The organism is Micromonospora sp. NPDC093243 (assembly GCF_044753725.1).
Taxonomy (GTDB): Bacteria; Actinomycetota; Actinomycetes; order Mycobacteriales; family Micromonosporaceae; genus Micromonospora.
The window spans coordinates 385,552-408,827 of record NZ_JBIVNT010000004.1; the positions used below are offsets into that span (position 1 = coordinate 385,552).

The window sequence follows — 23,276 nt, forward strand, 5'->3', positions numbered from 1 at the left end:
GCGTCGTTACCAACGGGAGACACATTGACAACCGTCAGGATTGCATACCGGGTATGTGTTGAAAAGTCGGAAAGATGACTGAGTTGCCGGCGGATCGCCGGCCCGGCCGGCATGATCGGCCGGTGACGTCGATGAAGGAACGCATGCTCGCCGGCGAGCTGTACCTGGCCGACGATCCCGCGATCACCGCCGATCTGGACCGCGCCGCCCGGCTGATGGAACGCTTCAACACCAGCCCCGCCGGCGACCCGCAGGCCCGCCTCGCGGCGCTGCGCGACCTGCTCGGCGAGGTCGGCGAGGAGACCTGGGTACGTCCCCCGTTCTACTGCGACTACGGCGACCGGATCCGGATCGGACCGCGCTGCTTCGTCAACTTCAACGCGGTTTTCCTCGACGTCGCGCCGATCACGCTGGGCGCCGACGTCCAGGTCGGGCCGAACGTCCAACTGCTCACCCCGACCCACCCGGTCGAACCGGAGCCGCGACGGGCGAAGTGGGAGGCGGCCAAGCCGATCACCATCGGCGACAACGTGTGGCTCGGCGGCGGCGCGATCGTGCTCGCCGGCGTCACCGTCGGCGCGAACACCGTCGTCGGCGCGGGCGCGGTCGTGACCCGGGATCTACCACCGAACGTCGTCGCACTCGGCAACCCGGCCCGCCCGGCACGGTCGGTCGAATAACCCGATCAAGGTTTTCACCTGCGTAAACGGCTCCTTCGACCGATGGCGGGTCGACTCACCATCCAGCACACTGGGTAGTGACGTCGCCACCGGGAGGCGCCATGAGCGAGCGGCAGCGAGCGAATCATCGACTCAGCGCGCTGGTGCCTCATGCCGGCACGCAGCGCAGCGGAGTGCCGGCATGAGCGAGCGGCAGCGAGCGAATCATCGACTCAGCGCGCTGGTGCCTCATGCCGACACGCAGCGCAGCGGAGTGCCAGCATGAGCGGCCGGGTGCTGGAACTACGGGTGCACGGGGTGTCCAACACGCCCCCGGGCCAGACCCTCGGCCTGCCCCCGGAACCGGGCGGGGACCCGCCCTCACCGCGGCTGGTCGCCGGTGGCGCGGTGACCGGTTTCTACCGGGCCCCCGGCGGCGGATCGGACGACCCACTCGTGGTCGAGGCGTACAGCTGGGGGCAGTTGACCTCCGGCGGACGCACCGCGCGCGACGTGGAACGCGCACTGTGGACGCTGCTGCTGCCGTTCACCCTGGCCAACGTGGCGCTGCACGCCCGGCCTGGGATACCGGCGGACCCGGACCAGGAGCGCTGGGCCAGCCGCTCCGGCATCACCGCCTGGCTGATCCGGGTATTCTGCCTGACCCTGACCAGCACCGTGGTCGTCGCGGTGACCGGGATCGGCGTGGACCTGATCGGCTGGCAGTGCGTGGACGACGCCTGCCTGGGCCGGATCCCCGGACCGTGGGAGTTCCTCGCCCACGGCTGGTGGAGTGAGGGCGCGCACGCGCTCGCGGTGGGGCTGCTGGTCCCGCTCGGCCTGCTCGCGGTGCTCGGGATGGTCGCCTGGCGCACCTACCAGTACGAGGCGGAGATGCCGGCCGACCCGGCCGCCAACGCCTACCTGCGACCGCCGGTCGAGGCGCCCACCGACGCGTCGCCCCCGGTCGCCCAGCCGCCGCAGGAGCCGCCACCGGCGCCCGAACCGGCGCCCGAGGACCCGACGAACCCGTTGCAGGACCCGACCTTCTGGCTCGGGGAGGGGCAGTTGCGCCGGGGCGCCGTGCTGCACCTCTGCACCGGCACGGTGGTCGCGGTGGCGGTGCCGCTCGGCACCGTACTGGCGATGGACCCGCCGCGGGGCGTCCGTGCCGTCGTAGCCTGGCCCACCGTCGCAGTCTGCGCGGCGGTGCTGGTGATCGCCGTCGTGGGGCTCGGCCGGCCGTACCTGACCCGGCGGGCCGGCGACACCCCCCTCGGGCCGTGGAGCCTCGCGGTCGCCGTGCTCGCCGTCCTCGCCGTGGCCGGCACCGCCACGCTCCTGCTGCTGCCCGACGGGCCGGCCGGCACCCCGCTGCGCGAGCTGCGCCCGCCGCCCGGCTGCGCCCGGGACTCCGCCCTGCCGGGGTGCGACGCCGACCGCTCGCTGCCCGGGTACGACTGGATCATCGCGTGGCTGGCCACCGGGCAGCTGCTGCTGCTGATCGCCATCGGTGCGCTCGCCCGGTCCGGCCGTCGCGCGCTGGCCGCGCCCGGCGCGGCCGCGCTGCTGCTCACCGCCGGGGTGATCTGGATGGAGGGCTGGCTGCCCGGAGCGCCTCCGGTGCCCGGGGCGCCGCCGGTCTGGGTGCTCGCCCTGCCGGCCATCGCGCTCGCCGCGGTCGGTCTGGTGCTCCCCCGGACCCGCGCGGCGGTGGATGTCCAACCGCTGGCGCCCCACACCGACCTGGCCTGGGGTGGCCGGGGGCCCGCCGTGATCGCGGGCTTCGGGTGGTTGCTCTGCATCGCCAACTGCGCCGGGCTGATCTACTGGGTGACCGACCGGCTCGACGGCGCCGCGACCCCGACCGGACGGTCGGCCATCGTCCCGCCCACCCCGGTGCTGTGGGCGGGGCTCGCGTTCGCTGCCGCGCTCCTGGCGCTCGTGATCACCCTGCTCCGGGCCGGCATGCTCTTTCACCGGCTGCGCCGCCGGGAGTACGCCGAACTGGTGCCGCCCGGGCACTCCCTTTCCCTGCACGAGCTGCGCCGCTGCCGCGACGTCAGCGCCTACCGGGCACTGCACCGGCTGGTCGGGGAGCACGCCATCCGGCTGACCGGCTGCTACGCCGTCGCCGCCGCCGCGCTGATCACCCTGGGCTGCGCGGCGGCTCTCTCACACGCCCGGCCGCACCCCGCCGCGGCCACCGACGGCTCGGCCGTGCTGAAGGCGGTCTCCGACGCGGGCGACTCGATGCTCAGCTGGCTGCCGGTGCTGGTCGCCACGATCGGCGCGCTCGTCTACCGCAACGACACCGTGCGTCGCACCGTCGGAGTGGTCTGGGACGTCGGCACCTTCTGGCCGCGCACCGCCCACCCGCTCGCCCCGCCCAGCTACTCCGAGCGGGCGGTGCCCGAGTTGCAGACCCGGATCGCCGGGCTGCTCGCCCTGAACCGGCACGACCCGCGCCGGATGGACGGCATCATCCTCTCCGGGCACAGCCAGGGGACGGTGATCTGCGCCGCGGTGATCCTCCAGTTGCCGGCGAGGTGGCGCCGGCGGATCTGGTACTTCTCCTACGGCTGCCAGCTCACCCGGCTGTACGGGCGGGTCTTTCCCGCGTACTTCGGGCCGGACCGGCTGCCCACGGTGACGGAGGCGCTGACCAACCCGCCCGGCCGGACCGGCTGGACCAACTTCTGGCGCGACACCGACCCGCTCGGCTGGCCGGTCAACGCGGGCGAACGCGACTTCGCCGTCCGGGACCCGGAGGCGCTGCATCCCAGCGGCGGCGAGGTGGCCGACCCGCCGATCCGCAGCCACAGCGGCTACCCGGACGCGACCGAGTTCCAGTACGAACGGGCCCGGGTTGCCCGGCTGCTCAGACGGGCGGTGCCGTCACAGCGGCGGGGGGTCGGCTAGCCGCACCACCAGGTCCGCGCGGTCTGCGGTGTCGGAGACCAGCGCGGCGTTGGTCTCGTCGCTGCCCAGCGCCCAGGCCCGGGCCTGCTCGGCCGTCCGGCCGTACGCCTCGTGCCGGGCGGTCAGCCGGCGCAGCCGCAGCTCCGCGTCGAGATCGAGGAACCAGGCCTCGTGCAGCAGCGACCGCACCTCGTCCCAGGGGGTCTCCGGCACCAGCAGGTAGTTGCCCTCGGTCACCACCAGCCGCACCTCCGGCGGGACCTCAATCGCCCCGGCGATGGGCTCCTCCAGGTCGCGCCGGAACACCGGTGCGTAGACCGAGGTGGGTTCGAGCCGGTGCAGGCGACGCAGCAGCGAGACGAAGCCGTTGGCGTCGAAGGTGTCGGCTGCGCCCTTGCGATCGGCGCGGCCGAGCCGGTGCAGCTCGGACTGCGCGAGGTGGAAGCCGTCCATCGGCACCAGCCGGGCGACCGGGCCCAGCTCGCCGACGATCCGCTCGGCCAGCGTGGACTTGCCGGCGCCCGGGGCTCCGGCGATGCCGAGCAGCTGGCGCGGCCCGGCCTCGGCCAGGGTGCGCGCCCGGGCCACCAGCTCGTCGACGGGGAAGACCCGTGGCTCCGGCATCAGCCCAGGGCCGGCTCGGTGATCGAGAAGCGGGCCTGCACGGCCGCCTGCACCGGCTGCGGCTGCGGGTCCAGCTCCAGCTCCGGCCGGCCGCCGCCCTCCGCGCCGCCGGCAAACGCCATCCGGGCCATCATCGGCCGGTCGGCGGGACCGGTGTCCGCGAGCTCGATCAAGCCGGTGACCCGGGCGCCGAGCGCCTCGGCGTACTCCCGGGCCCGGGACAACGCGTCGGAGATCGCGGCGTGCCGGGCCTCCCGGTGCGCCGGACTGTCGGGGCGCAGGGACCACCAGGGGCCGGCCACCTCGACCTGCTCCTGGTCGGCCAGGCGCAGCATCAGCTCGCCGAGGGCGGTGAAGTCGGTGACGGTGACGGTGGTGGTGACGCCGCCGTGCCAGGCGACCACCCGCTCGGTGGCGCGCCGGGTCTCCGGCCACACCCGCAGGTCACCGGTCTCCCGGCGGGCGATCGCCGGACCAGCGCCGTCGAGCAGCACGCGGACGGCCGCAGCCCGTTCGGCCAGCCGGGTGAGGGTGGTCTCCCGGTCCCTGTCCCGCGCGGTCGCCGTCACCGAGAAGCGGGCCACCTCGGGCGCCACCTCCCGGTAGGCCTCACCGCGCACCGTCACCACCGGCCCGTCCGCCATGCCCTCACCCTAGTCGCGGCTGGACCGGCGCGCCGGCTCGCACGAGAGCCGCCGTCACGCCGTCCCGGTGGTCACCGGCCGGTGCCCGAGGTACGTCACGACATCGGCGCCGGGGCGGCACCCGGTCAGGTATCCCCCGGCCGACCCCAGCTCCAGCAGGTACGCCAGCTCGGCGGCGTGATCCCCGCCGGCCGGGAACTCCTCCCTGCCCGCCGGCAGGTCCCGATCGAGCAGGGCGGTGCGCAGGTCCTGCGCCCGCCGGTACTGCCCGACCAGCGCGTCCAGGTCGTCCCGGCGCAGCGCGTCGGCCAGTTCGTCGAGGAGGGCACTGACCCTGCCGAGCTGCCCGAGCAGCTGTTCCCGGTTGTTGAAGAGCATGTCGGCGGTCCGCCTGGCGGGGGTGCCGGCCACCCGGGTGCCGTCCCGGAAGCTCCCCGCGGCCAGCCCGAGCACCGCGTCGCGCAGCTCCGAGCCGGCCACCGCGCCGGCCAGGCTCCCAGCCAGCAGATGCGGGACGTGGGACGAGAGGGCGACCACCGAGTCGTGCACCGCCGGGGACATCGGCACCACGCGGGCCGCGAACACGTCCACGATGAGGCCGACCAACCTCCGGAACGGCTCGATGCCCTCGGCGGCGGGACAGAGGACCCAGGCGGCACCGTCGAAGAGCGCCGGCACCGCGGCGGTCAGCCCGGAGCGCTCGGTGCCCGCCATCGGGTGACCGGGGACGAACCGGTCGGTCAACCCGTGCTCCACGGCGAAGGCGGCGACCGAGCCCTTCGTGCTGCCGACGTCGGTGATCACGCAGTGGTCGTCGGTCTGCTTGGCCACCGCGAGCAGCGTCTCCGGCAGGCTCGGCAGCGGACCGCAGAGGAACACGACGTCCCGGTCCCGGACCGCCTCGCCCAGATCGTCGGGGAAGCGCACCCCCCGCTCGCGTCCCTCGGCCCGGGTGCGGGGATCGGGATCCCAACCGACGACGTCCGCGTAGACGCCGTGCAGGCGCAGCAGGATCGAGCCGCCGATGAGGCCGGTGCCCACCACGGCGACTCTCGGCTGCCGGCCCGACCCGTCCATCATGACGCCGCGCTAGTCGCGCAGCCGGCCGGCGACGGCCGCGACGTGCTCGTCGGACTCGGTCAGCGCGACCCGGACGTGCTGCCCGCCGGCCGGGCCGTAGAAGACGCCGGCGGCGACCAGGATGCCCCGGCGGGCCAGCCAGTCGACCGTCTGCCAGCAGTCCTCGCCCCGGGTCATCCACAGGTAGAGGCCCGCCTGCGAGTGCTCGACCGTGAAGCCGGCCCCGGTGAACGCGCGGTGCAGCGCCTCACGCCGGGCGCGGTAGCGCTCCCGCTGCTCGTCGGCGTGCCGCTCGTCCTGCAACGCGGCCACCATCGCCGCCTGCACCGGGGCGGGCACGATCATCCCGGCGTGCTTGCGCACCTTGAGCAACTCGGCGACGAGCGCCGGGTCACCCGCGACGAAGCCGGCCCGGTAGCCGGCCAGGTTGGAGCGCTTGGAGAGCGAGTGCAGCGCCAGCACGCCCTCGTACGACCCGCCGCAGACCTCGGGCGAGAGCACCGAGACCGGTTCGGCGGACCAGCCGAGGGGGAGGTAGCACTCGTCGCTGGCGACCACCGCGCCGCGCTCCCGGGCCCAGTCGACCACCTTGCGGAGGTGGGCGGCGGGCAATACCTGACCGGTCGGGTTGCCGGGCGAGTTGACCCAGACCAGCCGGACCCGCGACGTCGGGCCGACCGAGGTCAGCGAGTCGGTACGGACCGTGGTGGCACCGGCCAGCCGGGCCCCGTCCTCGTAGGTCGGGTAGCAGATCGACGGCACCACCACCACGTCACCGGGGCCGATGCCGAGCAGGGTGGGCAGCCAGGCGACCAGCTCCTTGGAGCCGATGCTCGGCAGCACACCGAGGCCGTCGATCCCGGCGCCGCAGGCCCGGGCCACCCAGGCGGCGATGGCCGAGCGCAGCGCCGGGGTGCCGGCGGTCAGCGGGTAGCCGGGTGCGTCGGACGCGTCAGCGAGCGCCTGCCGGATCACCTCGGGCACCGGATCGACCGGCGTACCCATGGAGAGGTTGATCAGGCCCGCCGGATGCGCCGCGGCCAGGGCGGCCGCGGCGTCCAGGGTGTCCCAGGTGAACTCGGGCAGCCGTGCCGAGACCGGCGCGGGCCGGTTCAGTGGCCCTCGCCGCGCGGTGCCTGCGCGGCGACGAAGGTCGCGTCCTTCTCCACCTTGCCGATCTTCGAGGCGCCCCCGGGCGAGCCCAGGTCCTCGAAGAACTCGTAGTTGGCGCCGGTGTAGTCCTTCCACTGCTCCGGGACGTCGTCCTCGTAGAAGATCGCCTCGACGGGGCAGACGGGCTCACAGGCACCACAGTCGACGCACTCGTCGGGGTGGATGTAGAGCATCCGGTTGCCCTCGTAAATGCAGTCGACCGGGCACTCCTCGATGCATGCCTTGTCGAGCACATCCACGCACGGCTCGGCGATGATGTAGGTCACCGGTCTTCTCCTCCGCAAGACGCGCCGCGATCTCCCGCGACGGTAAGAGCCTAGTATCTCGCCGGGGAGGGGGTCGATCGATGCTGGGTCAGCAGGATGTGGGACACCGGATCGTGGTCCGCCGGATTGTGGGGATTCGCGAGGGCCGGCCGCTCTTCTCGGACGCCCTCGGCGAGCTGGTCGAGCTGAACGAGACCCATCTCACCCTGGCGACCGCGCAGGGCCCGCTGCGGGTGGCGCGGGACGAGGTGCACCGGGCCAAGCGGGTGCCGCCGACCCGCCGTCCGACCGCAGCCGCCGTGGTCGAGCTGGAGCTGGCCGCCGACGAGGCGTGGCCGGCGCCGACCCGTGACCGGCTGGGCGGTTGGCTGCTGCGCGCCGCCGACGGCTGGACCGGCCGGGCCAACTCCGCGCTGCCGGTCGGCGACCCGGACCGCCCGCTGCCGGCTGCGGTGGACGCCGTCGAGCGCTGGTACACCGAGCGCGACCTGACCCCCATGATCAACACCCCGTTGCCGCTCGCCGCGCCGGTCGGGGCCGAACTGGACCGCCGAGGCTGGTCCAGCCGCCCGCCGGTGCTGGTGCAGACCGCTCCGCTCCCCCTCCCGGCCACCCCCGGCGCCCCGCCGGCCGCCCCGCCTGGGCCGGCCACGCCGGCGTCGTCGCAGGTGGGGGCGGTGGTGGAGTTGGCGGTGGTGGAGTTCGCGGTGGTGGAGTTGGCGGCAGCGCCGACGGAGGAGTGGCTGGCCGTCGCGGCCGGGCGCAAGGGCGGCCTCCCGGACGCCGCCCGGCACGTGCTCACCGCCGTGGACCAGATCCGCTTCGCCCACGCGTACGCCGACGGCGCGCTGGTCGGCATCGGCCGGGGCACCGTGACCGGGCCGGGGCGGTGGCTGGGGCTGAGCCTCATCGAGGTGCTGCCGCAGGCCCGCCGGCAGGGGCTCGCCGGCCGGGTGATCCGGGCGCTCGCCGACTGGGGCGCGGCGGCCGGAGCGACCCGCGCATTCCTCCAGGTCGAGCAGAGCAACACCGGGGCGGTCGCCCTCTACCAGGGGCTCGGCTTCACCACCCACCACACGTACCTGACCCGCGTCGCCCCACACTGACCCTGCCCTGCTGCGGCGAGCCAGCCCCCGGTCCCTGCCGGGCCGAAAGGGCCGAACCGGGCCGAGATCAACTCGGGATCACTGAACCCGGGCGGTCCCGCTCGCCGGATAGCCCGCCTCCAGAGAAGGCGAGTGGATCACCCCGCGCCGCCCGACGTCCCACCCACCGTGCGGCCGCCGCGTGCCGCGTGGCTACCGCCCGCCGCGCGGCTGACGCGTGCCGCGCGGCTGACGCGGCACGAGGTCGCCGTGGCGTTCACCAACGCCGATCCTCGGGCGAAAGATCCACTCCATGTCCCCGACATGGCGGTATCCGCACGCCCCCGTCACCGCCACATCGGCGAAACGGAGTCGATCACCCCGCCAAGCCCGCCCCGCGCGGGGCTGTCGGCCGGCGCGCGGCTGCCGCTGCCCGAGGTCGCCGTGGCGCACCCCAACGTCGGCCCTCCCGGCGAAAGATCCACTCCATGTCCCCGACATGGCGGTATCCCCACGCCCCCGTCACCGCCACATCGGCGAAACGGAGTCGATCACCCCGCCAAGCCCGCCCCGCGCGGGGCTGGACCGCCGCGCGGGGCCGAATTGCCGCGCGAGGCTGGAACCGCCGGGGGCGGGGACCGCCGCGCCGGGGCCGGGCCGGTGCGCGAGGCTGGGACCGGTGCGGGGAGGGCGCCGGGTCAGCGGCGGACGACCCGGCGGGGCTTGGCGGTCTTGACCTCGGCGTACCGCTTGAGGGTCTGCGAGCGGTGGTCGCGGCCGAGCGCGGTCAGCACCAGGTAGCCGATGAGCGTCCCGGCGATCGTGGCCGCCAGGTAGAGCCAGATCTGGGCGAAGAACGTGCCCGCGCCGCCCGAGAACGGATTGTTGCCGACCAGCAGCGGGCCGACCAGCACGGTCAGCAGCATCGCCACCAGCACGGCGGCCGCCACGTCGGCGACCCACGCGCCGAGCGGCCGGCGCCGGCCCCAGGCGAACGCGACCGCGGCCAGGATCAGCCCGATCACCACGAACATGCCCAGCGACACCCGGTCGGCAGCGGTGTCGTCACCGTCGAAGCCGAAGTGGATGATCAGCCGGGCGACCACGTTGACCGCGAAGAGTGCCGCCGCGAGCACTCCGACATCGCGCCACCGCTTGTCCATCGCACGACCTCCCGCCGTACCGCCCACCCCCGGGGCGGTTTCCTGGCAGGAATATCTACCACCTGTACCTGACTGTCGTCATCACCCGTGCGGTGCGGGTGGCGCGGACGCCCCGTGCGGCGGCGCCAGGATCTGCCGGAAGCCCATCACCGCGAAGGTCATCGCACCGGCCACGATCATGGCCAGGCCGACCCAGTTGTCGCCCGCGAGCAGCAGGTCACCCTCGGAGGTCCGCACCGCGGAGACCGCCATCAGCAGGAACCAGGGCACCGCGGGCAGCGCCACGGCCCACCGGCGGCCGACCGCCTCGTGGGCGAACCAGCTCAGCACGATGTTCGCGGCGATCGCCACGAGCACCGACACCCCGATCAGCTGCCCGGCGATCCGGGCGGTGGCGAGCAGCAACTCCACCACCCCGGTCAGCACGCCCGCCGCGACGGCGACCAGGCCGCCGGCCACCCGCAGACCGACGTCGACCACTCGTGCCGGCGGGCCCGCCGGCGGCGGGCTGGGCTCGTCCGGAACGACCGACATCGGGGCGGCGGCTGGCAGCGTCATCGCAGGCCGGCCGCCGCGACCGGGGCCCGGTCGGCGCCGACGTCGGTGAGCCCGGCGAAGAGGTCGTCCTCCCAGCCGTACCGCCCGCGGCCGGGCCCCTTCTCCCCCACCGCGAGCGTGTAGTACTCCACGCCCATGAACTCGCTGCCGAAGTTGCCGGCGATCGAGTAGAGCCAGGAGGTGTCCGGGATCTGGGTGGCGTGCGCGCGCATCGCCGCCTCCTTGGCGGCGTGCTGGTCGGTGGCGTCGATCCGGGCGGCGATCTGCTCGTCCGGGGTGCCGAAGGGCAGCTCGGTGAGGTCCTCGATGCCGGCGAACGGATTGTCGGACGACTCGGCGAAGTGGCTGATCCCGGCCTCCAGCACGCTGAGCGGCATCGCCGTCCAGTAGATCTTGGCCGGCGCGAAGCCCTCGACGGCGGCCACCTCGGCGGCCCGCATCGCCACCCGGTGCGCCTGGATGTGGTCCGGGTGCCCGTAGAAGCCGTTGTCGTCGTACGTGATCATGACCTGCGGGCGGAGCTCGCGCATGATCTCGACCAGGTGCCCGGCGGCCTCGTCGAGGTCGGCCTGCCAGAAGGCCCGCGGGTGCTCGTTGGTCGACAGCCCCATCATGCCCGAGTCGCGGTAGCGGCCGGCTCCGCCGAGGAAGCGGTGGTCGGTGACCCCGAGGGCGGCGCAGGCGCGGGCCAGCTCGGCGATCCGGTAGCCGCCGAGCTGGTCGGCCTCGGCGGCGGCGAGCTGCGCCAGCGCCGGGACGTGGATCTCGCCCTCCTCGCCGAGCGTGCAGGTCACCAGCGTCACGTGGGCACCGGTCGCGGCGTAGTGCGCCATGGTCGAACCGGTCCCGATGGACTCGTCGTCGGGGTGCGCGTGGACCAGCAGCAGCCGGCGGTCGGGCAGCGTCGTCACGCCCGTCACTCTAACCGGCGGTTCCGCCCGGCCGGCCTCGACGCGTCCACGCAGGTCGGCCACATCACCTCGGCGCCCGTCCTACGATCGGGCCTGTGGACTTTCCGGAGCTGGCCGCCCGCACCCGCCGGTTCAGCCACGGCGCGCCGCGCGCCATCTCCGTGGCGGACGACGGCTCCCGGGTGATCTTCCTGCGCTCGGCCGGACCCGAGGACCCGGCCGACGCGCTCTGGCTCCTGGACGTCGCCACCGGCGAGGAGCGGCTGGTCGCCGACCCGGCGACGCTGCTCGGCGCGGACGGCGACCCGGCCGCGCTCTCCCCGGGCGAGCGTGCGCTGCGGGAGCGGCTGCGGCTCAGCGCCGCCGGAATCGGCTCGTACGCGCTGGACGCCGCCGGCCGGGTGGCGGTCTTCGCGCTCGCCGGCCGGCTGTTCCGGGCCGACCTGGTGCACTGCGACGTGGTGGAGGTGACCGCGGTCGGTCCGGTCATCGACCCCCGGCCCGACCCGACGGGCGAGCGGCTGGCGTACGTCACCGACGCCGCCGACGGGGTCCGCCGAGGCGAGCTGCGGGTGGTCGACGCCGACGGCACCGACAGCCTGCTCGCCGGCGAGGACGCCGGGGTGACGTGGGGGCTGGCCGAGCACATCGCGGCGGAGGAGTTCGACCGGTTCCGCGGCTACTGGTGGGCGCCGGACGGCCGCTCGGTGCTCGCCGCCCGGGTGGACGAGTCCCGCCTGGACCGCTGGCACCTGCACGACCCCGCCGACCCGGCCAGCCCGCCGACCACCGTCGCGTACCCCCGCGCGGGCGGGCCGAACGCGGAGGTCAGCCTGCACCTGCTCGACCTCGACGACGGCTGGGTCGACGTGCACTGGGACCGGGAGACCTACCCGTACCTGACCGGGGTGAGCTGGGCCGAGGGCGGACCTCTGATCACCGTGCTGCGCCGCTCCCAGCAGCACGGCCTGGTGCTGGCGGTGGACCCCCGCACCGGCGAGACCCAGGTGCACGCCGAACTGGCCGACCCGAGGTGGGTCGAGCCGATCGCCGGCACCCCGGCGCACCTGCCGGACGGCCGGGTGCTGGTCGGGGGCGAGCTGGCCCACGACGGCTACGACGCGCGGTGCCTCTTCGCCGACGGCACGCTGCTCACCCCGCCCTCGCTCTACGTACGCCGGGTGGTGGGCCGCCTGCCCGCCGCCGCCGGCCCGGCCGACCTGCTGGTCGAGGCGAGCGACGGCGAGCCGAGCGAGCGGCACCTGTTCCGGGTGCGTACCTCGATCGGGGGCGGGGTGGACGCTCGCCGGTTGACCACCGATTCCGGCTGGCACAGCGCCGCGGTGGGCGGGAACGTGCTGGTGGTGGGGGTCGCCTCGCTGGACCACCCCGGGACGCGCTGGACGGTGTACCGGGGCGACGAGGAGGTCGCCGTGCTCACCTCGCACGCCGCCACCCCGCCGTACTCGCCGCTGCCGCTGCTGGAGCGGGTGACCGACCGGCGGCTGCCCAGCGCGGTGCTCTATCCGAACAACTACGTGACCGGCCGCCGGCTGCCGGTGCTGCTGGACGTCTACGGCGGCCCGGGCCACCAGGAGGTGCTCGCCGCCCGGGCGGCCTGGCTGGAGCGGCAGTGGTGGGCCGACGCCGGCTTCGCGGTGGTGGTCGTGGACAACCGGGGCACTCCCGGCGTCGCGCCGTCCTTCGAGAAGGCGATCCACCGGCGGATGGCCGACGTGGTCCTGACCGACCAGGTGGACGCGTTGACCGCGCTGGCCGGCAAGCACCCGGATCTCGACCTGGGCCGGGTGGCGGTGCGCGGCTGGTCGTTCGGGGGTTGGCTGGCCGGGCTGGCGCTGCTGCGTCACCCGGACCTGTTCCGTTGCGCCATCGCCGGCGCGCCGGTCACCGACTGGGCCCTCTACGACACCGCCTACACCGAGCGCTACCTGGGGATGCCCGAGGACGGCATGGACGTCTACGCCCACCACTCACTGGTCGAGCTGGCCGCCGAGCCGGTGACCGGCCCGGACCAGGCCCGGCCGCTGCTGCTGGTGCACGGCCTGGCCGACGACAACGTGGTGGCCGCGCACACGCTGCGGCTCTCGGCGGCGCTCCTCGCCTCCGGCCGGCCGCACTCGGTGCTGCCGCTGACCGGCGCGACGCACATGGCCGCCGGCGGCACCGCCGAGCGACTGCTCCGGCTGGAGCTGGACTTCCTCCGCGCCAACCTGTGAGGCCGGCGGAGACACGGCGGCCCCCGGTCGACGGCGCTGTCGACCGGGGGCCCGTCCGTGCCGTGCGTTACGGCTTGACGTGCGCGTTCACGAACGACGGGTAGCCGAAGACGCTGGAGATGAAGACCCCGCCGACCTTCGATCCGTGCACCGCGTAGGCCACGTCCACGAAGAGCGGCACCACCGGGGCGTGCTCCTTCATGATCCGCTCGTCGAGCTTGCCCCACTCCGGGCCCTGCTCGGCCGGGGGCATCGCCAGGATGCGGTCCATCTCGGCGTTGATCGCCGGGTCGTTGAAGAAGGCCGAGTTGCTGTTGCCCTCGGGCTTGATGGTGCGGCCGTCGTAGAGCACCGGCAGGATCGAGGCGCCGCTCGGCCAGTCCGCGGCCCAGTTACCGATGTAGAGATCCCAGGGGTTGTCCTTCTTCTTGACCTCGTCGAGCTTCGCGTCGTCCGGGATGTTCCGCAGCGTGATCTTGAAACCGGCCCGCTCCAGGTTGGCCTTGAGCTGGGTGCCCTCCTGCTGCTCGGTCGAGCTGTCGGCGACGCCGAGGACCAGCTCCGGGGTCTGACCGCCGAGCAGCTCCTTGGCCTTGTCGATGTCGCCGGTCGCGCCGGCCGGGTACGCCTCGTACGCCTTGTAGCCGATCGTCGACGGTGGCATCAGCGTGGTCAGCGGCGCGGCGACGGTCTGCCCGCCGAGCGCCTTGACCAGGCCCTCCCGGTCGATGGCGTAGTTGAGCGCCTGGCGGATCTTCAGGTCGGTGACCCGCTGGTTGTTGATCACGAGCTGGTTCGCGCTCGGGGTCGGCGAGAGGATGGTGCGGGACTTCAGCGCGGCGTCCCCGGCCACCCGGGCGACCAGCGAGGCGGGCACGTAGTTCCAGGAGAGCGCGCTCTGGTCGGCGCCGTTGTCGGCGATCACCCGGTTGGCGGCGGCGTCGGCGGTCGGGCCGAAGGTCCAGACGAACTGGTCCGGGTACTGGTGCCGGACCGGGTCGGTGTTCGGGTCCCAGTTCGGGTTCCGGTCCAGGGTGATCTGCACGCCGACCTGGTTCTTGGCGATCTTGTACGGCCCGGAGGAGAACGGCTGGGTGTCCAGGTTGACGCCGGTGTCCTTGTCCGCGGGCAGCGGCGCGGTGGTCGGCAGCGAGACCGCGAACGGCAGGTCACAGCGGGGCTTGGCGAACTCGAAGCGCAGCGTCTTGGCGTCCGGGGTGGTCAGTCCGGGCGGCAGCGACGTCTTGTTCTTCTTGAAGTCCCACTTGGTGTCGAACTGCGCGGTGTCGGCGAGCCACTCCTGGATGTAGGTCGGGCCGCCGGAGAGGTCCGGGTCGAACGAGCGGGCGATGCCGTACGCGATCTCCTTGGAGGTGATCGGCCGCCCGTCCTCGAACTTGACGCCGTCCTTGATCTTGAATTCCCAGACCTTGCAGTCGTTGTTGACGTTGGTGCCGGGCGTCTCGGCCAGGTCGCCGACGAGGACCAGGCCGCCCTTGCCGTCGTCCTTCCAGGTGGTCAGGTAGCGGGCGAAGAGCGGGTTCGCCATCAGGCCGGCGAACGAGTACGTCCGCTGCGGGTCCAGGTGGGAGATCGGCGTCTCCCGGATGATGGTGAAGGTGCCGCCCTTCTGCGCCCCGGCAACCTCGGCGGCCGGGCCCTGGGACTCCTTCGGGTCGGTCGCGATGACCCCGGTCTGCGTGCGGTTGGTGTCGACGCTGGTGCCCTCGCCCGTGTTCTTCGAGCACGCACCCAATGCCAGAACCAGTGCGATCGCGCCGCCTGTGGCGGCCGCTACGCGTGGTCGCATCTCGTACCTCCTCCACCTGTGTCGTGCGGTCCGCCGGAGGTGGAACCGCCGACGTCCCGAGGATCGTAAAGAAGAAAACCTTCGAGTTGTGTAACAGTTGTCGATAAATTTCACCGCTGGCGGGCCGGCCGACACGTCGCCGGCGGCGGCCCGGTCAGCGCAGCCGCACCCGGGGGTCGATGGCCGCGTAGAGCAGGTCGACCAGGACGTTCGCCAGCACGACGAAGACCGCCGCGATCAGCACGGTGGCCATGATGGTGGGCAGGTCGCCGGAGCGCACCGCGTCGACCGCCGTCCGGCCCAGCCCCTGGATGCCGAACGTGGTCTCGGTGATCACCGTCCCGCCGAGCGCTCCGCCGACGTCGAGGCCGGCGATGGTGACGACCGGGGTGATCGCCGCGCGCAGCGCGTGCCGCCCGTAGACCTTGGGTTTGGCCAGGCCCTTGGCCCGCGCGGTTCGGACGAAGTCCTCCGACAGGGTCTCCAGCATCTGGGCCCGGGAGAGCCGGGCGTAGATGGCGGAGAAGAGGAAGGCCAACGAGACCCAGGCGAGCACCAGCCCGCTGGCCCACTTCAGTGGATTCTCGAAGAGCGGGGTGTAGCTGGGCACCGGCAGCAACCGCAGGTTGTAGACGAAGACCAGCAGCAGCACCGCGCCGACGAAGTAGAGCTGCAACGAGGCGCCGGTGAGCGAGAAGCCGATGGCCAGCCGGTCCAGCCAGGTGCCCCGGCGCAGCGCGGAGATCATGCCCAGCCCGACGCCGAGCAGCAGCCAGAGGACGGCCGCCGGGATCACGATGCTCAGCGTCACCGGCAGCACCCGGCCGATCGTGTCCGAGACCGCCTCGTTGGTGACGTACGACCAGCCCAGGCAGGGCGCGTCGCAGCGGCCGCCCTGGGCGCTGCCCAGGTCCCGCCCGGTGACGATGCCCTTCATGTAGCCGGCGTACTGGCTGATCAGCGGGTCGCGCAGCCCCAGTTCCTCGCGGACCCGCTCCAGCCGCTCCGGGTTGCAGTTCTTCGGGCACATGCCGGTGACCGGGTCGCGCGGCAGAGCGAAGAACATCAGGAAGGTCAGCACGCTCACCGCGAAGAGGGTCAGCGTGGCGGAGAAGATCCGCTTGATCAGAAATCGCGCCATGGGGACACCCCTACCGGGACGACTTCGGGTCGAGCGCGTCGCGCAGCGCGTCGCCGAAGAGGTTGAAGGCGAACACGAGGGCGAAGATCGTGATGCCGGGGAAGAACACGTACGCCGGGTCGGTCTGCAGGTAGTCCAGGCTGTCGTAGATCATCCGACCGAAGCTCGGCGTCTCGTCGCTCAACCCGACGCCGATGAACGACAACGCGGCCTCGCTGGTGATGAACTGCGGCACGGCCAGGGAGAACGAGACCAGGATCGGCGCCCAGATGTTCGGCAGCAGCTGTCGGAAGAGCATGTGCCCGAGCCCGGCCCCGCTGGCCCGGGCGGCCTCGACGAACTCCCGCTCACGCAGCGCGATCACCTGGCCGCGGACCAGCCGGGCGGTGCTCGTCCAACCGAAGATCGCGAAGACGCCGATCAGCACCCCCACCCCGAACGCCGAGGAGACCTGCTCCCGCTCGCCGTAGAAACGCAGCACCAGGGTCGGCGTCAGGGCCAGCGCGATGACCAGGAACGGCATCGCCAGGGTCAGGTCGGTGATCCAGTTGATCACGGCGTCCAGCCAGCCACCGAGGTAGCCGGCGAGGGTGCCGAGCACGATGCCGATCGTCGCGGTGATCAACGCGGCGGCGAACGCGATGAAGAGCGAGGTACGCAGGCCGTAGATCAGTCGGATGAAGATGTCCCGCCCGAGTCCCGGCTCCAGACCGAACCAGTGCTCGCCGGTGACCCCGCCGGCGTAGCCCAGCGGCATGCCGAAGCCGTCCAGCAGATGCTGGAACTGCTGCCGCGGCCCGATGCCGTAGGCCATCTCGACCAGCGGCGCGGCGAGCGCCAGCAGCAGGAAGAAGATCAGCATTGCGCCGCTGACCATGGCGGTACGGTCCCGGCGCAGCCGGATCCAGGCGAGCTGGCCGGGGGAACGGCCGACGACGCCCGCGCGCTCGGGCGCCGCCGGGTCACCGCTCGACTCGATCTCGGCCAGCGCCACACCCTCCACCGGGGACAGGCTCACCTCGCCACCTCCTCGACACTCGCGCCCACCGACCCGTCGCCTCGCGGGCCGCCCGTGGCGTCCGGCCCGACCGGGCCCGACTCCGGGAAGTGACAGGCGGTGGCCTGGTTGCCACCGGAGCGAGGCACCAGCGCCGGCTCCTCGGTGGCGCAGATGTCCTGTGCCTTCCAGCACCGGGTGCGGAATCGGCAGCCCGACGGCGGATCGAGCGGCGTGGGCACGTCGCCGGCGAGCCGGATCCGGCCGGCCGGGCCGAGCTTCGTCACGTCCGGGATCGCCGAGAGCAATGCCCGGGTGTACGGATGTTGCGGGCGCTCGTAGATGTCGGTGCGGTCGCCGATCTCCACGATCCGGCCGAGGTACATCACCGCGACCCGCTGGGAGAAGTGCCGCACCACGGCCAGGTCGTGGGCGATGAAGACGAACGCCAACCCGAGGTCGCGTTGCAGCTCGCGGAGCAGGTTGATGACCTGGGCCTGGATCGAGACGTCCAGCGCGGAGACCGGCTCGTCGGCAACGATCAGCTTCGGCCGCAGCGCCAGCGCCCGGGCGATGCCTATCCGCTGCCGCTGCCCGCCGGAGAATTCGTGCGGATACCGGTTGTAGTGCTCCGGGTTGAGCCCGACGATCTCCAGCAGCTCGCGAACCCGGGCCTTCGTCCCGCCCGCCGGCTCGATGCCGTTGACCTGCAAGGGCATCGCGATGATCCGGCCGACCGTGTGCCGCGGGTTCAACGAGGCGTACGGGTCCTGGAAGATGATCTGAAGGTTCTGGCGCAGCGGACGCAGCTCGCGGCGGCCGGCGTGGGTGATGTCGCGCCCGTCGAACTCGATCGTCCCCGAGGTCGGCTCCAAAAGCCGGACCAGCATCCGCCCGGTGGTGGTCTTGCCACAGCCGGACTCGCCGACCAGGCCGAGCGTCTCGCCCGGTCGCACGTCGAAGTCCAGCCCGTCCACCGCGCGCACCAGGCTCCGGTTACGGAAGCCGCTGCGCACCGGGAAGTGCTTGCTCAGCCCGCGCACCCGCAGCAGCGGCTCCACCTCGGCCGCCGGCTGGTCGTCCGTCCCGTTCATCGGGCCACCCCCACGTCTGCGATGTCCGCGCGGTAGAGCCGGGTCCGCTCGTCGACACTGAGGTGGCAGGCGGCCAGATGGCCCTCCTCGCCGGTCGGACGCAGCTCGGGCACCTCGGTGCGGGACCGGTCGCCGTTGCGGTCGGCGTAGCGGCAGCGCGGGTGGAAGGCGCACCCGGAGGGGAGGTTGATCAGGCTCGGCGGGTTGCCCCGGATCGGCACCAGGTCCGCGTCCGCGTCGCCGTGCAGGGAGGGCACGCTGGAGAGCAACCCCCAGGTGTACGGATGCTGCGGCCGGCGCAGCACCTGCTCGACGCCGCCCTGCTCGACGGCCCGACCGCCGTACATCACCAGCACGTCGTCGGCGACCTGGCTGACCACGCCCAGGTCGTGCGTGATCAGGATGATCGCGGAGTGGAACTCGGCCTGCAGGTCGGCCAGCAGGTCCAGGATCTGCGCCTGCACGGTGACGTCCAGCGCGGTGGTCGGCTCGTCGGCGATGAGCAGGTCCGGGTCGTTGACCAGGGCCATCGCGATCATCGCGCGCTGACGCATGCCGCCGGAGAACTCGTGCGGGTACTGGTCGAAGCGGCGGGCCGGCTGCGGGATGCCGACCCGGCCGAGCATGTCCACCGCCCGCTGCTTGGCCTCCCGCTTGCCGGCCCGCGGGTGGTGCACCCGGTACGCCTCGGCGATCTGCCGCCCCACCGTGTAGTACGGGTGCAGCGCCGACAGCGGGTCCTGGAAGATCATCGCCATGTCCCGGCCGCGCAGCCGGCGTACCTCTTCCTCCGGCAGGCCGACCAGTTGCCGACCGCCGACGGAGATCTCGCCGCTGATGGCGGTCCGCTTGGCGTTGTGCAGGCCCAGGATGGCCAGCGACGTGACGCTCTTGCCCGAGCCGGACTCACCGACGATGCCGAGCGTCCGGCCGCGCTCCACCGCGAAGGACACCCCGTCCACCGCGCGAACCACGCCGTCCTCGGTGTCGAAGCGGACCCGCAGGTCGCTCACCCGCAGGTAGGGCCCGTCGGTGCCGCGCTGCTGCTCCGGCACGCTGGGGCGGCGCTCCGGTTGCCCGGACGACGCCGACTCCGGCCTGTCCACGACCGCCTCCCTCAGTGACGAAGAGAACTTACAGGAAAGCCCTGAGGGTGAAAATAAGCTACAAAGCCGGGAACTGTCAGCGGGCGTCAGCGTAACGAGTCGGCAACGGGCGTGAACAGCCCTCACCAGCACATCCACGTACGCAACTTGGTGTCCGACTCCCCGACCGCACGACAGGTGCGACCATGGATGCGGCGATCACGCGATGATTCCCGCCGGCTTGAGGTGGAGGTGACCATGACCGCGGCGGTGTTCGGCCATGACGGTCCGTGGACGGAAGAGGAGTACCTCGCCCTCGGCGAGACGCAGCAACGCGTCGAACTCTTCGACGGGAGCCTCCACGCGACCCCAGCCCCCACCCCACGTCACCAGAACATCTCCGGCGAACTACGTGCGGCGCTACGAACGCCGGTTCGCGAAGCCGGGCTGCACGTGCTGGAAGCGGTGAACGTCCGGCTCAGACCCGGCCGGATCCCGATTCCCGACCTCGTGATCACCGGACCGATCGACTTCGACGAACTCAACGTCGAGGCGGCCGACGTTCGGCTGGTGTGCGAGATCATTTCGCCGAGCAACGCGGCCACCGACAAGGTGCTCAAGATGCACTACTACGCGGCGGCGGGCATCGCGTGGTACCTGCTGGTCGAGCAGGAGAGCGGGACGCTGCACCTCTATCGCCGGCGGGGCAGCCACTACACCGAGCAGTCGGTGACCAGGCCGGGTGACGTGCTCGTGCTCACCGAGCCGGTGAAGGCCGCCATCCGCCCGGAGGAACTACTGCCCTGACGGATGTCGGGCGGCTCGCCTAGGGTCGGTCGCATGACCGAGTTCGACGCGGCGACCGCCGCGGTGCAGGCGGCCCTGGACGCCGGAGCCCGCTATGCCGACGCCCGGGTGATGCACCGGCGCTACGAGTCGATGTCGGCGCGCAACGGCGAGATCGAGGAGCTGACCCAGGACGAGAGCGTCGGCCTGGGCGTACGCGCGCTGGTCGGGTCGAGCTGGGGCTTCCACGCCGTACCCGAACTCTCCGACGCGGCGGCCCGCGACGCCGGACGGCGCGCGGCGCGGATCGCCGCCGCGAGCGCGCGGGTGCCCGGCCCGCCGATCGACCTGGTGCCGGCCGACCCGGCCACCGCGACCTGGGCCTCCGAGTGCGCGATCGACCCGCTCGACGTGCCCCTCTCGACCAAGGGTGACCTGCTGGTCGACGCGACCGCGGCGATGGCCGCGCACGGCGCCGACATCGCCGAGGGGCTCTACCAGATCTGGGACACCGCGAAGTGGTTCGTCTCCAGCGAGGGACACCGCGTCGACCAGCGGATCCGGGAGTGCGGCGGCGGCATCTCGGCGACCTCGATCGGCGACGGCGAGACCCAGCGTCGCTCCTACCCCAGCTACCGCGGCCAGTACGGCACCACCGGTTGGGAGCTGGTCGACTCGCTCGACCTGCCCGCGCACGCGGCGCGGATCGCCGAGGAGTCGCGCGCCCTGCTCACCGCCCCGCTCTGCCCGGCCGGCGAGACCGACCTGATCCTCGGCGGCGAGCAGCTCGCCCTGCAGATCCACGAGTCGGTCGGGCACGCCATCGAGCTGGACCGGATCCTCGGCTGGGAGGCCGCCTTCGCCGGCACGTCCTGGTTGGATCTGGCCCAACTCGGCACGCTGCGCTACGGCTCCGAGCTGATGAACGTCACCATCGACCCGACCATCCCCGGCGCGCTCGGCAGCTTCGGCTTCGACGACGAGGGCTCTCCCGCGGTGAAACGCGACGCGGTCCGCGACGGACGCTGGGTGGGCGTGCTCGCCGGCCGCGACTCGGCCGCCGTCGCCGGTCTGGACTACGGCGGCAGCGTACGGGCCGACGGCTGGGCCCGGCTGCCGATGGTGCGGATGACCAACGTCGGACTGGAGCCCGGCCCGCACACCCTGGAGGAGATCATCGCGGCCACCGACGACGGGGTGCTGATGGACATCAACCGCTCCTGGTCGATCGACGACAAGCGGCTCAACTTCCAGTTCGGCTGCGAGGTCGGCTGGGAGGTACGCAACGGCCGGCGCGGGCGGATGCTGCGCAACCCCACCTACACCGGCATCGGCCCGCTCTTCTGGCGGTCGATGGACATGCTCTCCGGCGAGACCGTCGCCTGGGGCACGCCCAACTGCGGCAAGGGCCAGCCCGGCCAGACCGGGCACACCGGCCACCCCGCCGCGCCGGCCCGCTTCCGCAACGTCCGGGTGGGGGTGCGGGCATGAGCGGCGGCGCGTCCGAGCTGGACCTCGCCGGGCAGGTCGTTGAGCTGGTCCGCCGCCTGGGCCGCCCGACTGCCCAGGCCGAGGCGGTGGCGACCCGGGCCGACCTGGCACTGACCCGCTTCGCCAACTCCTTCATCCACCAGAACGTCGCCGACTCGACCGTCGGCGTCCGGCTGCGGGTGCACCTCGACGGCCGGACCGCCGCCGGCAGCGGCAGCGTGGTGAGTCCGCAGGGGCTGCAAGCGCTGGTCGAACGGACGCTGGCCGCGGCCCGACTCTGCCCGCCCGACCCGGCCTGGCCGGGGCTCACCCCACCGTCGCCGGTGTCGGCCGGTGTCGCCGCCGACGAGGCGACCGTCCACGCCGAGCCGGACGAGCGGGCGGCCCGGGTCCGCGCCTTCGTGGACGCGGTGGGCGGCCTCGAAGCCGCCGGCTACTGCCGCACGTCGTACCGCTCCGGGGCCTTCGCCAACTCCGCCGGCCACTCGGCCCAGGGGCGCACCGCGGAGGCCGCGATGGACGGGATCGCGCGCACCGGCGGCTCGGACGGGGTGGCGCGCCGCTGCGCCGACCGGCTCGCCGACCTCGACGGGACCGCGCTCGGCGCCCGGGCCGCTGCCAAGGCGCGCGCCGCGGTCGATCCGGTCGAGCTGCCGCCGGGTCGCTACGAGGTGGTGCTCGAACCGGCCGCCGTCGCCGACCTGTTGCAGAACCTCGCCTGGTTCGGCTTCAACGGCAAGCGCCACGCCGAGCGGCAGTCCTTCGCCGAGCCGGGCGCGACCCAGTTCGACCCGTCGGTGACCCTGGTGGACGATCCGCTGCACGGCTCCAACCTGCCCTACGACCTGGAGGGCACGGCGCGGCGGGAGTTGCGCCTGGTCGACGCCGGGGTCACCCGGGCGGTGGCGCACGACCGGCGCAGCGGTGTCGAGGCCGGCGTCGCCTCCACCGGTCACGGCATGCTCGGCGCCACCACCTTCGGCCCGATCCCCCGCAACCTCCGGCTGCTCGCCCCGTCCGTGGCCGACGCAGGGCCATCGGCCGGTCCGCTCGGCCGAGCGGCGGAGTCCGAGGTCGCCGGCGCGGTGGCCGACGACGACACGGCCGCGCTGGTCGCCGGGGTCCGGCGCGGGCTGCTGGTCAGCGACTTCTGGTACACCCGGGTACTCGACCCGAAGAGCCTGGTGATCACCGGCCTGACCCGCAACGGGGTCTGGTTGATCGAGGACGGTGTGGTGACCCGGGCGGTCCGGGATCTGCGCTTCACCGAGTCCTACCCGCGAGCGCTCGGGCCGGGCGCGGTGCTCGGGCTCGGCCGGCACGCGATCCGCCAGCCCGACCGGATCGACGGCAACTGGTGGGAGGCACCCCCGGTGCGCCTCGCCGCGTGGAACTTCACCGGCGGCGCGTCCGGCTGACCGGGCTGCTGTCCGTGCCGTCCGCACCGACCGTCGACGATCTTTCTGGGCGCCCGGGCATCGATTGTGACGAGGGGCTTTCCAAGCGCCCGGACACACGGGACACTGCCTTGCGCGGACGGCCCGCGAAGA

20 protein-coding genes are annotated in these 23,276 nt (G+C 73.1%); 7 read left to right on the forward strand and 13 right to left on the reverse strand.

The annotated features are described in order from the left end of the window. The first annotated feature begins 122 nt into the window (after positions 1 to 122). Positions 123 to 680: a sugar O-acetyltransferase gene (locus ACIP9D_RS15535; protein WP_350871554.1), complete on the forward strand. Its 558-nt coding sequence runs from the start codon at positions 123 to 125 to the stop codon at positions 678 to 680. Positions 681 to 941: 261 nt separating this feature from the next. Further along, a complete protein-coding gene (locus tag ACIP9D_RS15540) occupies positions 942 to 3,581 on the forward strand; it encodes a hypothetical protein (protein ID WP_350871553.1) in 2,640 nt (879 codons plus the stop codon). Here the strand turns inward: ACIP9D_RS15540 and ACIP9D_RS15545 are convergent. Genes ACIP9D_RS15545 through fdxA form a run of 5 tightly spaced genes read right to left on the reverse strand, consistent with a single transcriptional unit; the run spans position 3,558 to position 7,368 of the window. Beyond that, entirely contained in the window at positions 3,558 to 4,205 is a 648-nt protein-coding gene (locus ACIP9D_RS15545) for a nucleoside/nucleotide kinase family protein (RefSeq protein ID WP_350871551.1), read from the reverse strand. The two genes, ACIP9D_RS15540 and ACIP9D_RS15545, sit on opposite strands and share 24 nt — an antisense overlap. Then, the gene (locus tag ACIP9D_RS15550) at positions 4,205 to 4,849 is read right to left on the reverse strand and encodes an SIMPL domain-containing protein (RefSeq protein ID WP_350871550.1); all 645 of its coding nucleotides are present in this window, start codon (positions 4,847 to 4,849) and stop codon (positions 4,205 to 4,207) included. Before ACIP9D_RS15550 ends, ACIP9D_RS15545 begins: the two co-directional genes overlap by 1 nt. Positions 4,850 to 4,903: 54 nt before the next feature. After that, a complete protein-coding gene (locus ACIP9D_RS15555) occupies positions 4,904 to 5,929 on the reverse strand; it encodes a prephenate dehydrogenase/arogenate dehydrogenase family protein (protein WP_350871548.1) in 1,026 nt (341 codons plus the stop codon). A 9-nt stretch (positions 5,930 to 5,938) separates the two neighbouring features. Continuing rightward, positions 5,939 to 7,045: a succinyldiaminopimelate transaminase gene (gene dapC / locus ACIP9D_RS15560; RefSeq protein WP_350872129.1), complete on the reverse strand. Its 1,107-nt coding sequence runs from the start codon at positions 7,043 to 7,045 to the stop codon at positions 5,939 to 5,941. Next, positions 7,042 to 7,368: a ferredoxin gene (gene fdxA / locus ACIP9D_RS15565; protein WP_204941938.1), complete on the reverse strand. Its 327-nt coding sequence runs from the start codon at positions 7,366 to 7,368 to the stop codon at positions 7,042 to 7,044. Before fdxA ends, dapC begins: the two co-directional genes overlap by 4 nt. Positions 7,369 to 7,448: 80 nt before the next feature. On the opposite strand from fdxA, the gene ACIP9D_RS15570 reads away from it, so the two are divergent. After that, on the forward strand, positions 7,449 to 8,474 hold the full coding sequence (locus ACIP9D_RS15570; protein ID WP_350871546.1) for a GNAT family N-acetyltransferase: 1,026 nt from the start codon (positions 7,449 to 7,451) through the stop codon (positions 8,472 to 8,474). A gap of 677 nt (positions 8,475 to 9,151) precedes the next feature. On the opposite strand, the gene ACIP9D_RS15575 is transcribed toward ACIP9D_RS15570, so the two are convergent. From ACIP9D_RS15575 to mshB, 3 genes are all read right to left on the reverse strand, one after another. After that, a complete protein-coding gene (locus tag ACIP9D_RS15575) occupies positions 9,152 to 9,616 on the reverse strand; it encodes a hypothetical protein (RefSeq protein ID WP_350871545.1) in 465 nt (154 codons plus the stop codon). A gap of 81 nt (positions 9,617 to 9,697) precedes the next feature. Next, on the reverse strand, positions 9,698 to 10,174 hold the full coding sequence (locus ACIP9D_RS15580) for a hypothetical protein (protein ID WP_350871543.1): 477 nt from the start codon (positions 10,172 to 10,174) through the stop codon (positions 9,698 to 9,700). Continuing rightward, positions 10,171 to 11,094 carry an N-acetyl-1-D-myo-inositol-2-amino-2-deoxy-alpha-D-glucopyranoside deacetylase gene (gene mshB, locus ACIP9D_RS15585; RefSeq protein ID WP_350871541.1) on the reverse strand — a complete coding sequence of 308 codons (924 nt, stop codon included), beginning with the start codon at positions 11,092 to 11,094 and terminating at the stop codon, positions 10,171 to 10,173. Before mshB ends, ACIP9D_RS15580 begins: the two co-directional genes overlap by 4 nt. Before the next feature lie 86 nt (positions 11,095 to 11,180). Between mshB and ACIP9D_RS15590 the strand changes: the two genes are divergently transcribed. Further along, positions 11,181 to 13,322, forward strand: a complete 2,142-nt coding sequence (locus ACIP9D_RS15590; protein WP_350871540.1) for a prolyl oligopeptidase family serine peptidase — start codon at positions 11,181 to 11,183, stop codon at positions 13,320 to 13,322. Positions 13,323 to 13,389: 67 nt separating this feature from the next. Here ACIP9D_RS15590 and ACIP9D_RS15595 read toward each other — a convergent pair whose 3' ends face one another. From ACIP9D_RS15595 to ACIP9D_RS15615, 5 genes are all read right to left on the reverse strand, one after another. Continuing rightward, positions 13,390 to 15,132 (reverse strand): ABC transporter substrate-binding protein, encoded by a 1,743-nt coding sequence (locus ACIP9D_RS15595; RefSeq protein WP_350871538.1) that lies wholly within the window; start codon positions 15,130 to 15,132, stop codon positions 13,390 to 13,392. A gap of 154 nt (positions 15,133 to 15,286) precedes the next feature. Beyond that, on the reverse strand, positions 15,287 to 16,273 hold the full coding sequence (locus ACIP9D_RS15600; RefSeq protein ID WP_350871537.1) for an ABC transporter permease: 987 nt from the start codon (positions 16,271 to 16,273) through the stop codon (positions 15,287 to 15,289). A 10-nt stretch (positions 16,274 to 16,283) separates the two neighbouring features. Next, a complete protein-coding gene (locus ACIP9D_RS15605; protein ID WP_350871535.1) occupies positions 16,284 to 17,291 on the reverse strand; it encodes an ABC transporter permease in 1,008 nt (335 codons plus the stop codon). Then, positions 17,288 to 18,364, reverse strand: a complete 1,077-nt coding sequence (locus tag ACIP9D_RS15610; RefSeq protein ID WP_350871533.1) for a dipeptide ABC transporter ATP-binding protein — start codon at positions 18,362 to 18,364, stop codon at positions 17,288 to 17,290. Before ACIP9D_RS15610 ends, ACIP9D_RS15605 begins: the two co-directional genes overlap by 4 nt. Continuing rightward, positions 18,361 to 19,419: an ABC transporter ATP-binding protein gene (locus ACIP9D_RS15615; RefSeq protein WP_350872127.1), complete on the reverse strand. Its 1,059-nt coding sequence runs from the start codon at positions 19,417 to 19,419 to the stop codon at positions 18,361 to 18,363. The genes ACIP9D_RS15610 and ACIP9D_RS15615 overlap by 4 nt, the downstream gene beginning before the upstream one ends. 288 nt (positions 19,420 to 19,707) lie before the next feature. On the opposite strand from ACIP9D_RS15615, the gene ACIP9D_RS15620 reads away from it, so the two are divergent. The 3 genes from ACIP9D_RS15620 to ACIP9D_RS15630 are packed head-to-tail and all read left to right on the forward strand — an operon-like array spanning position 19,708 to position 23,144. Then, positions 19,708 to 20,256 (forward strand): Uma2 family endonuclease, encoded by a 549-nt coding sequence (locus tag ACIP9D_RS15620; protein ID WP_350871532.1) that lies wholly within the window; start codon positions 19,708 to 19,710, stop codon positions 20,254 to 20,256. A gap of 33 nt (positions 20,257 to 20,289) precedes the next feature. Further along, positions 20,290 to 21,726 (forward strand): TldD/PmbA family protein, encoded by a 1,437-nt coding sequence (locus ACIP9D_RS15625; RefSeq protein WP_350871531.1) that lies wholly within the window; start codon positions 20,290 to 20,292, stop codon positions 21,724 to 21,726. Further along, entirely contained in the window at positions 21,723 to 23,144 is a 1,422-nt protein-coding gene (locus tag ACIP9D_RS15630; protein ID WP_350871529.1) for a metallopeptidase TldD-related protein, read from the forward strand. The genes ACIP9D_RS15625 and ACIP9D_RS15630 overlap by 4 nt, the downstream gene beginning before the upstream one ends. The last annotated feature ends 132 nt before the right edge of the window (positions 23,145 to 23,276 follow it).

Coding starts and splice junctions, on each gene's coding strand:
- ACIP9D_RS15540 (WP_350871553.1), top strand. CDS start 942: ATGAGCGGCCGGGTGCTGGAACTACGGGTGCACGGGGTGTCCAACACG.
- ACIP9D_RS15545 (WP_350871551.1), bottom strand. CDS start 4,205: ATGCCGGAGCCACGGGTCTTCCCCGTCGACGAGCTGGTGGCCCGGGCG.
- ACIP9D_RS15550 (WP_350871550.1), bottom strand. CDS start 4,849: ATGGCGGACGGGCCGGTGGTGACGGTGCGCGGTGAGGCCTACCGGGAG.
- ACIP9D_RS15555 (WP_350871548.1), bottom strand. CDS start 5,929: ATGATGGACGGGTCGGGCCGGCAGCCGAGAGTCGCCGTGGTGGGCACC.
- ACIP9D_RS15570 (WP_350871546.1), top strand. CDS start 7,449: ATGCTGGGTCAGCAGGATGTGGGACACCGGATCGTGGTCCGCCGGATT.
- ACIP9D_RS15575 (WP_350871545.1), bottom strand. CDS start 9,616: ATGGACAAGCGGTGGCGCGATGTCGGAGTGCTCGCGGCGGCACTCTTC.
- ACIP9D_RS15580 (WP_350871543.1), bottom strand. CDS start 10,174: ATGACGCTGCCAGCCGCCGCCCCGATGTCGGTCGTTCCGGACGAGCCC.
- ACIP9D_RS15595 (WP_350871538.1), bottom strand. CDS start 15,132: ATGCGACCACGCGTAGCGGCCGCCACAGGCGGCGCGATCGCACTGGTT.
- ACIP9D_RS15600 (WP_350871537.1), bottom strand. CDS start 16,273: ATGGCGCGATTTCTGATCAAGCGGATCTTCTCCGCCACGCTGACCCTC.
- ACIP9D_RS15610 (WP_350871533.1), bottom strand. CDS start 18,364: ATGAACGGGACGGACGACCAGCCGGCGGCCGAGGTGGAGCCGCTGCTG.
- ACIP9D_RS15620 (WP_350871532.1), top strand. CDS start 19,708: ATGACCGCGGCGGTGTTCGGCCATGACGGTCCGTGGACGGAAGAGGAG.
- ACIP9D_RS15625 (WP_350871531.1), top strand. CDS start 20,290: ATGACCGAGTTCGACGCGGCGACCGCCGCGGTGCAGGCGGCCCTGGAC.
- ACIP9D_RS15630 (WP_350871529.1), top strand. CDS start 21,723: ATGAGCGGCGGCGCGTCCGAGCTGGACCTCGCCGGGCAGGTCGTTGAG.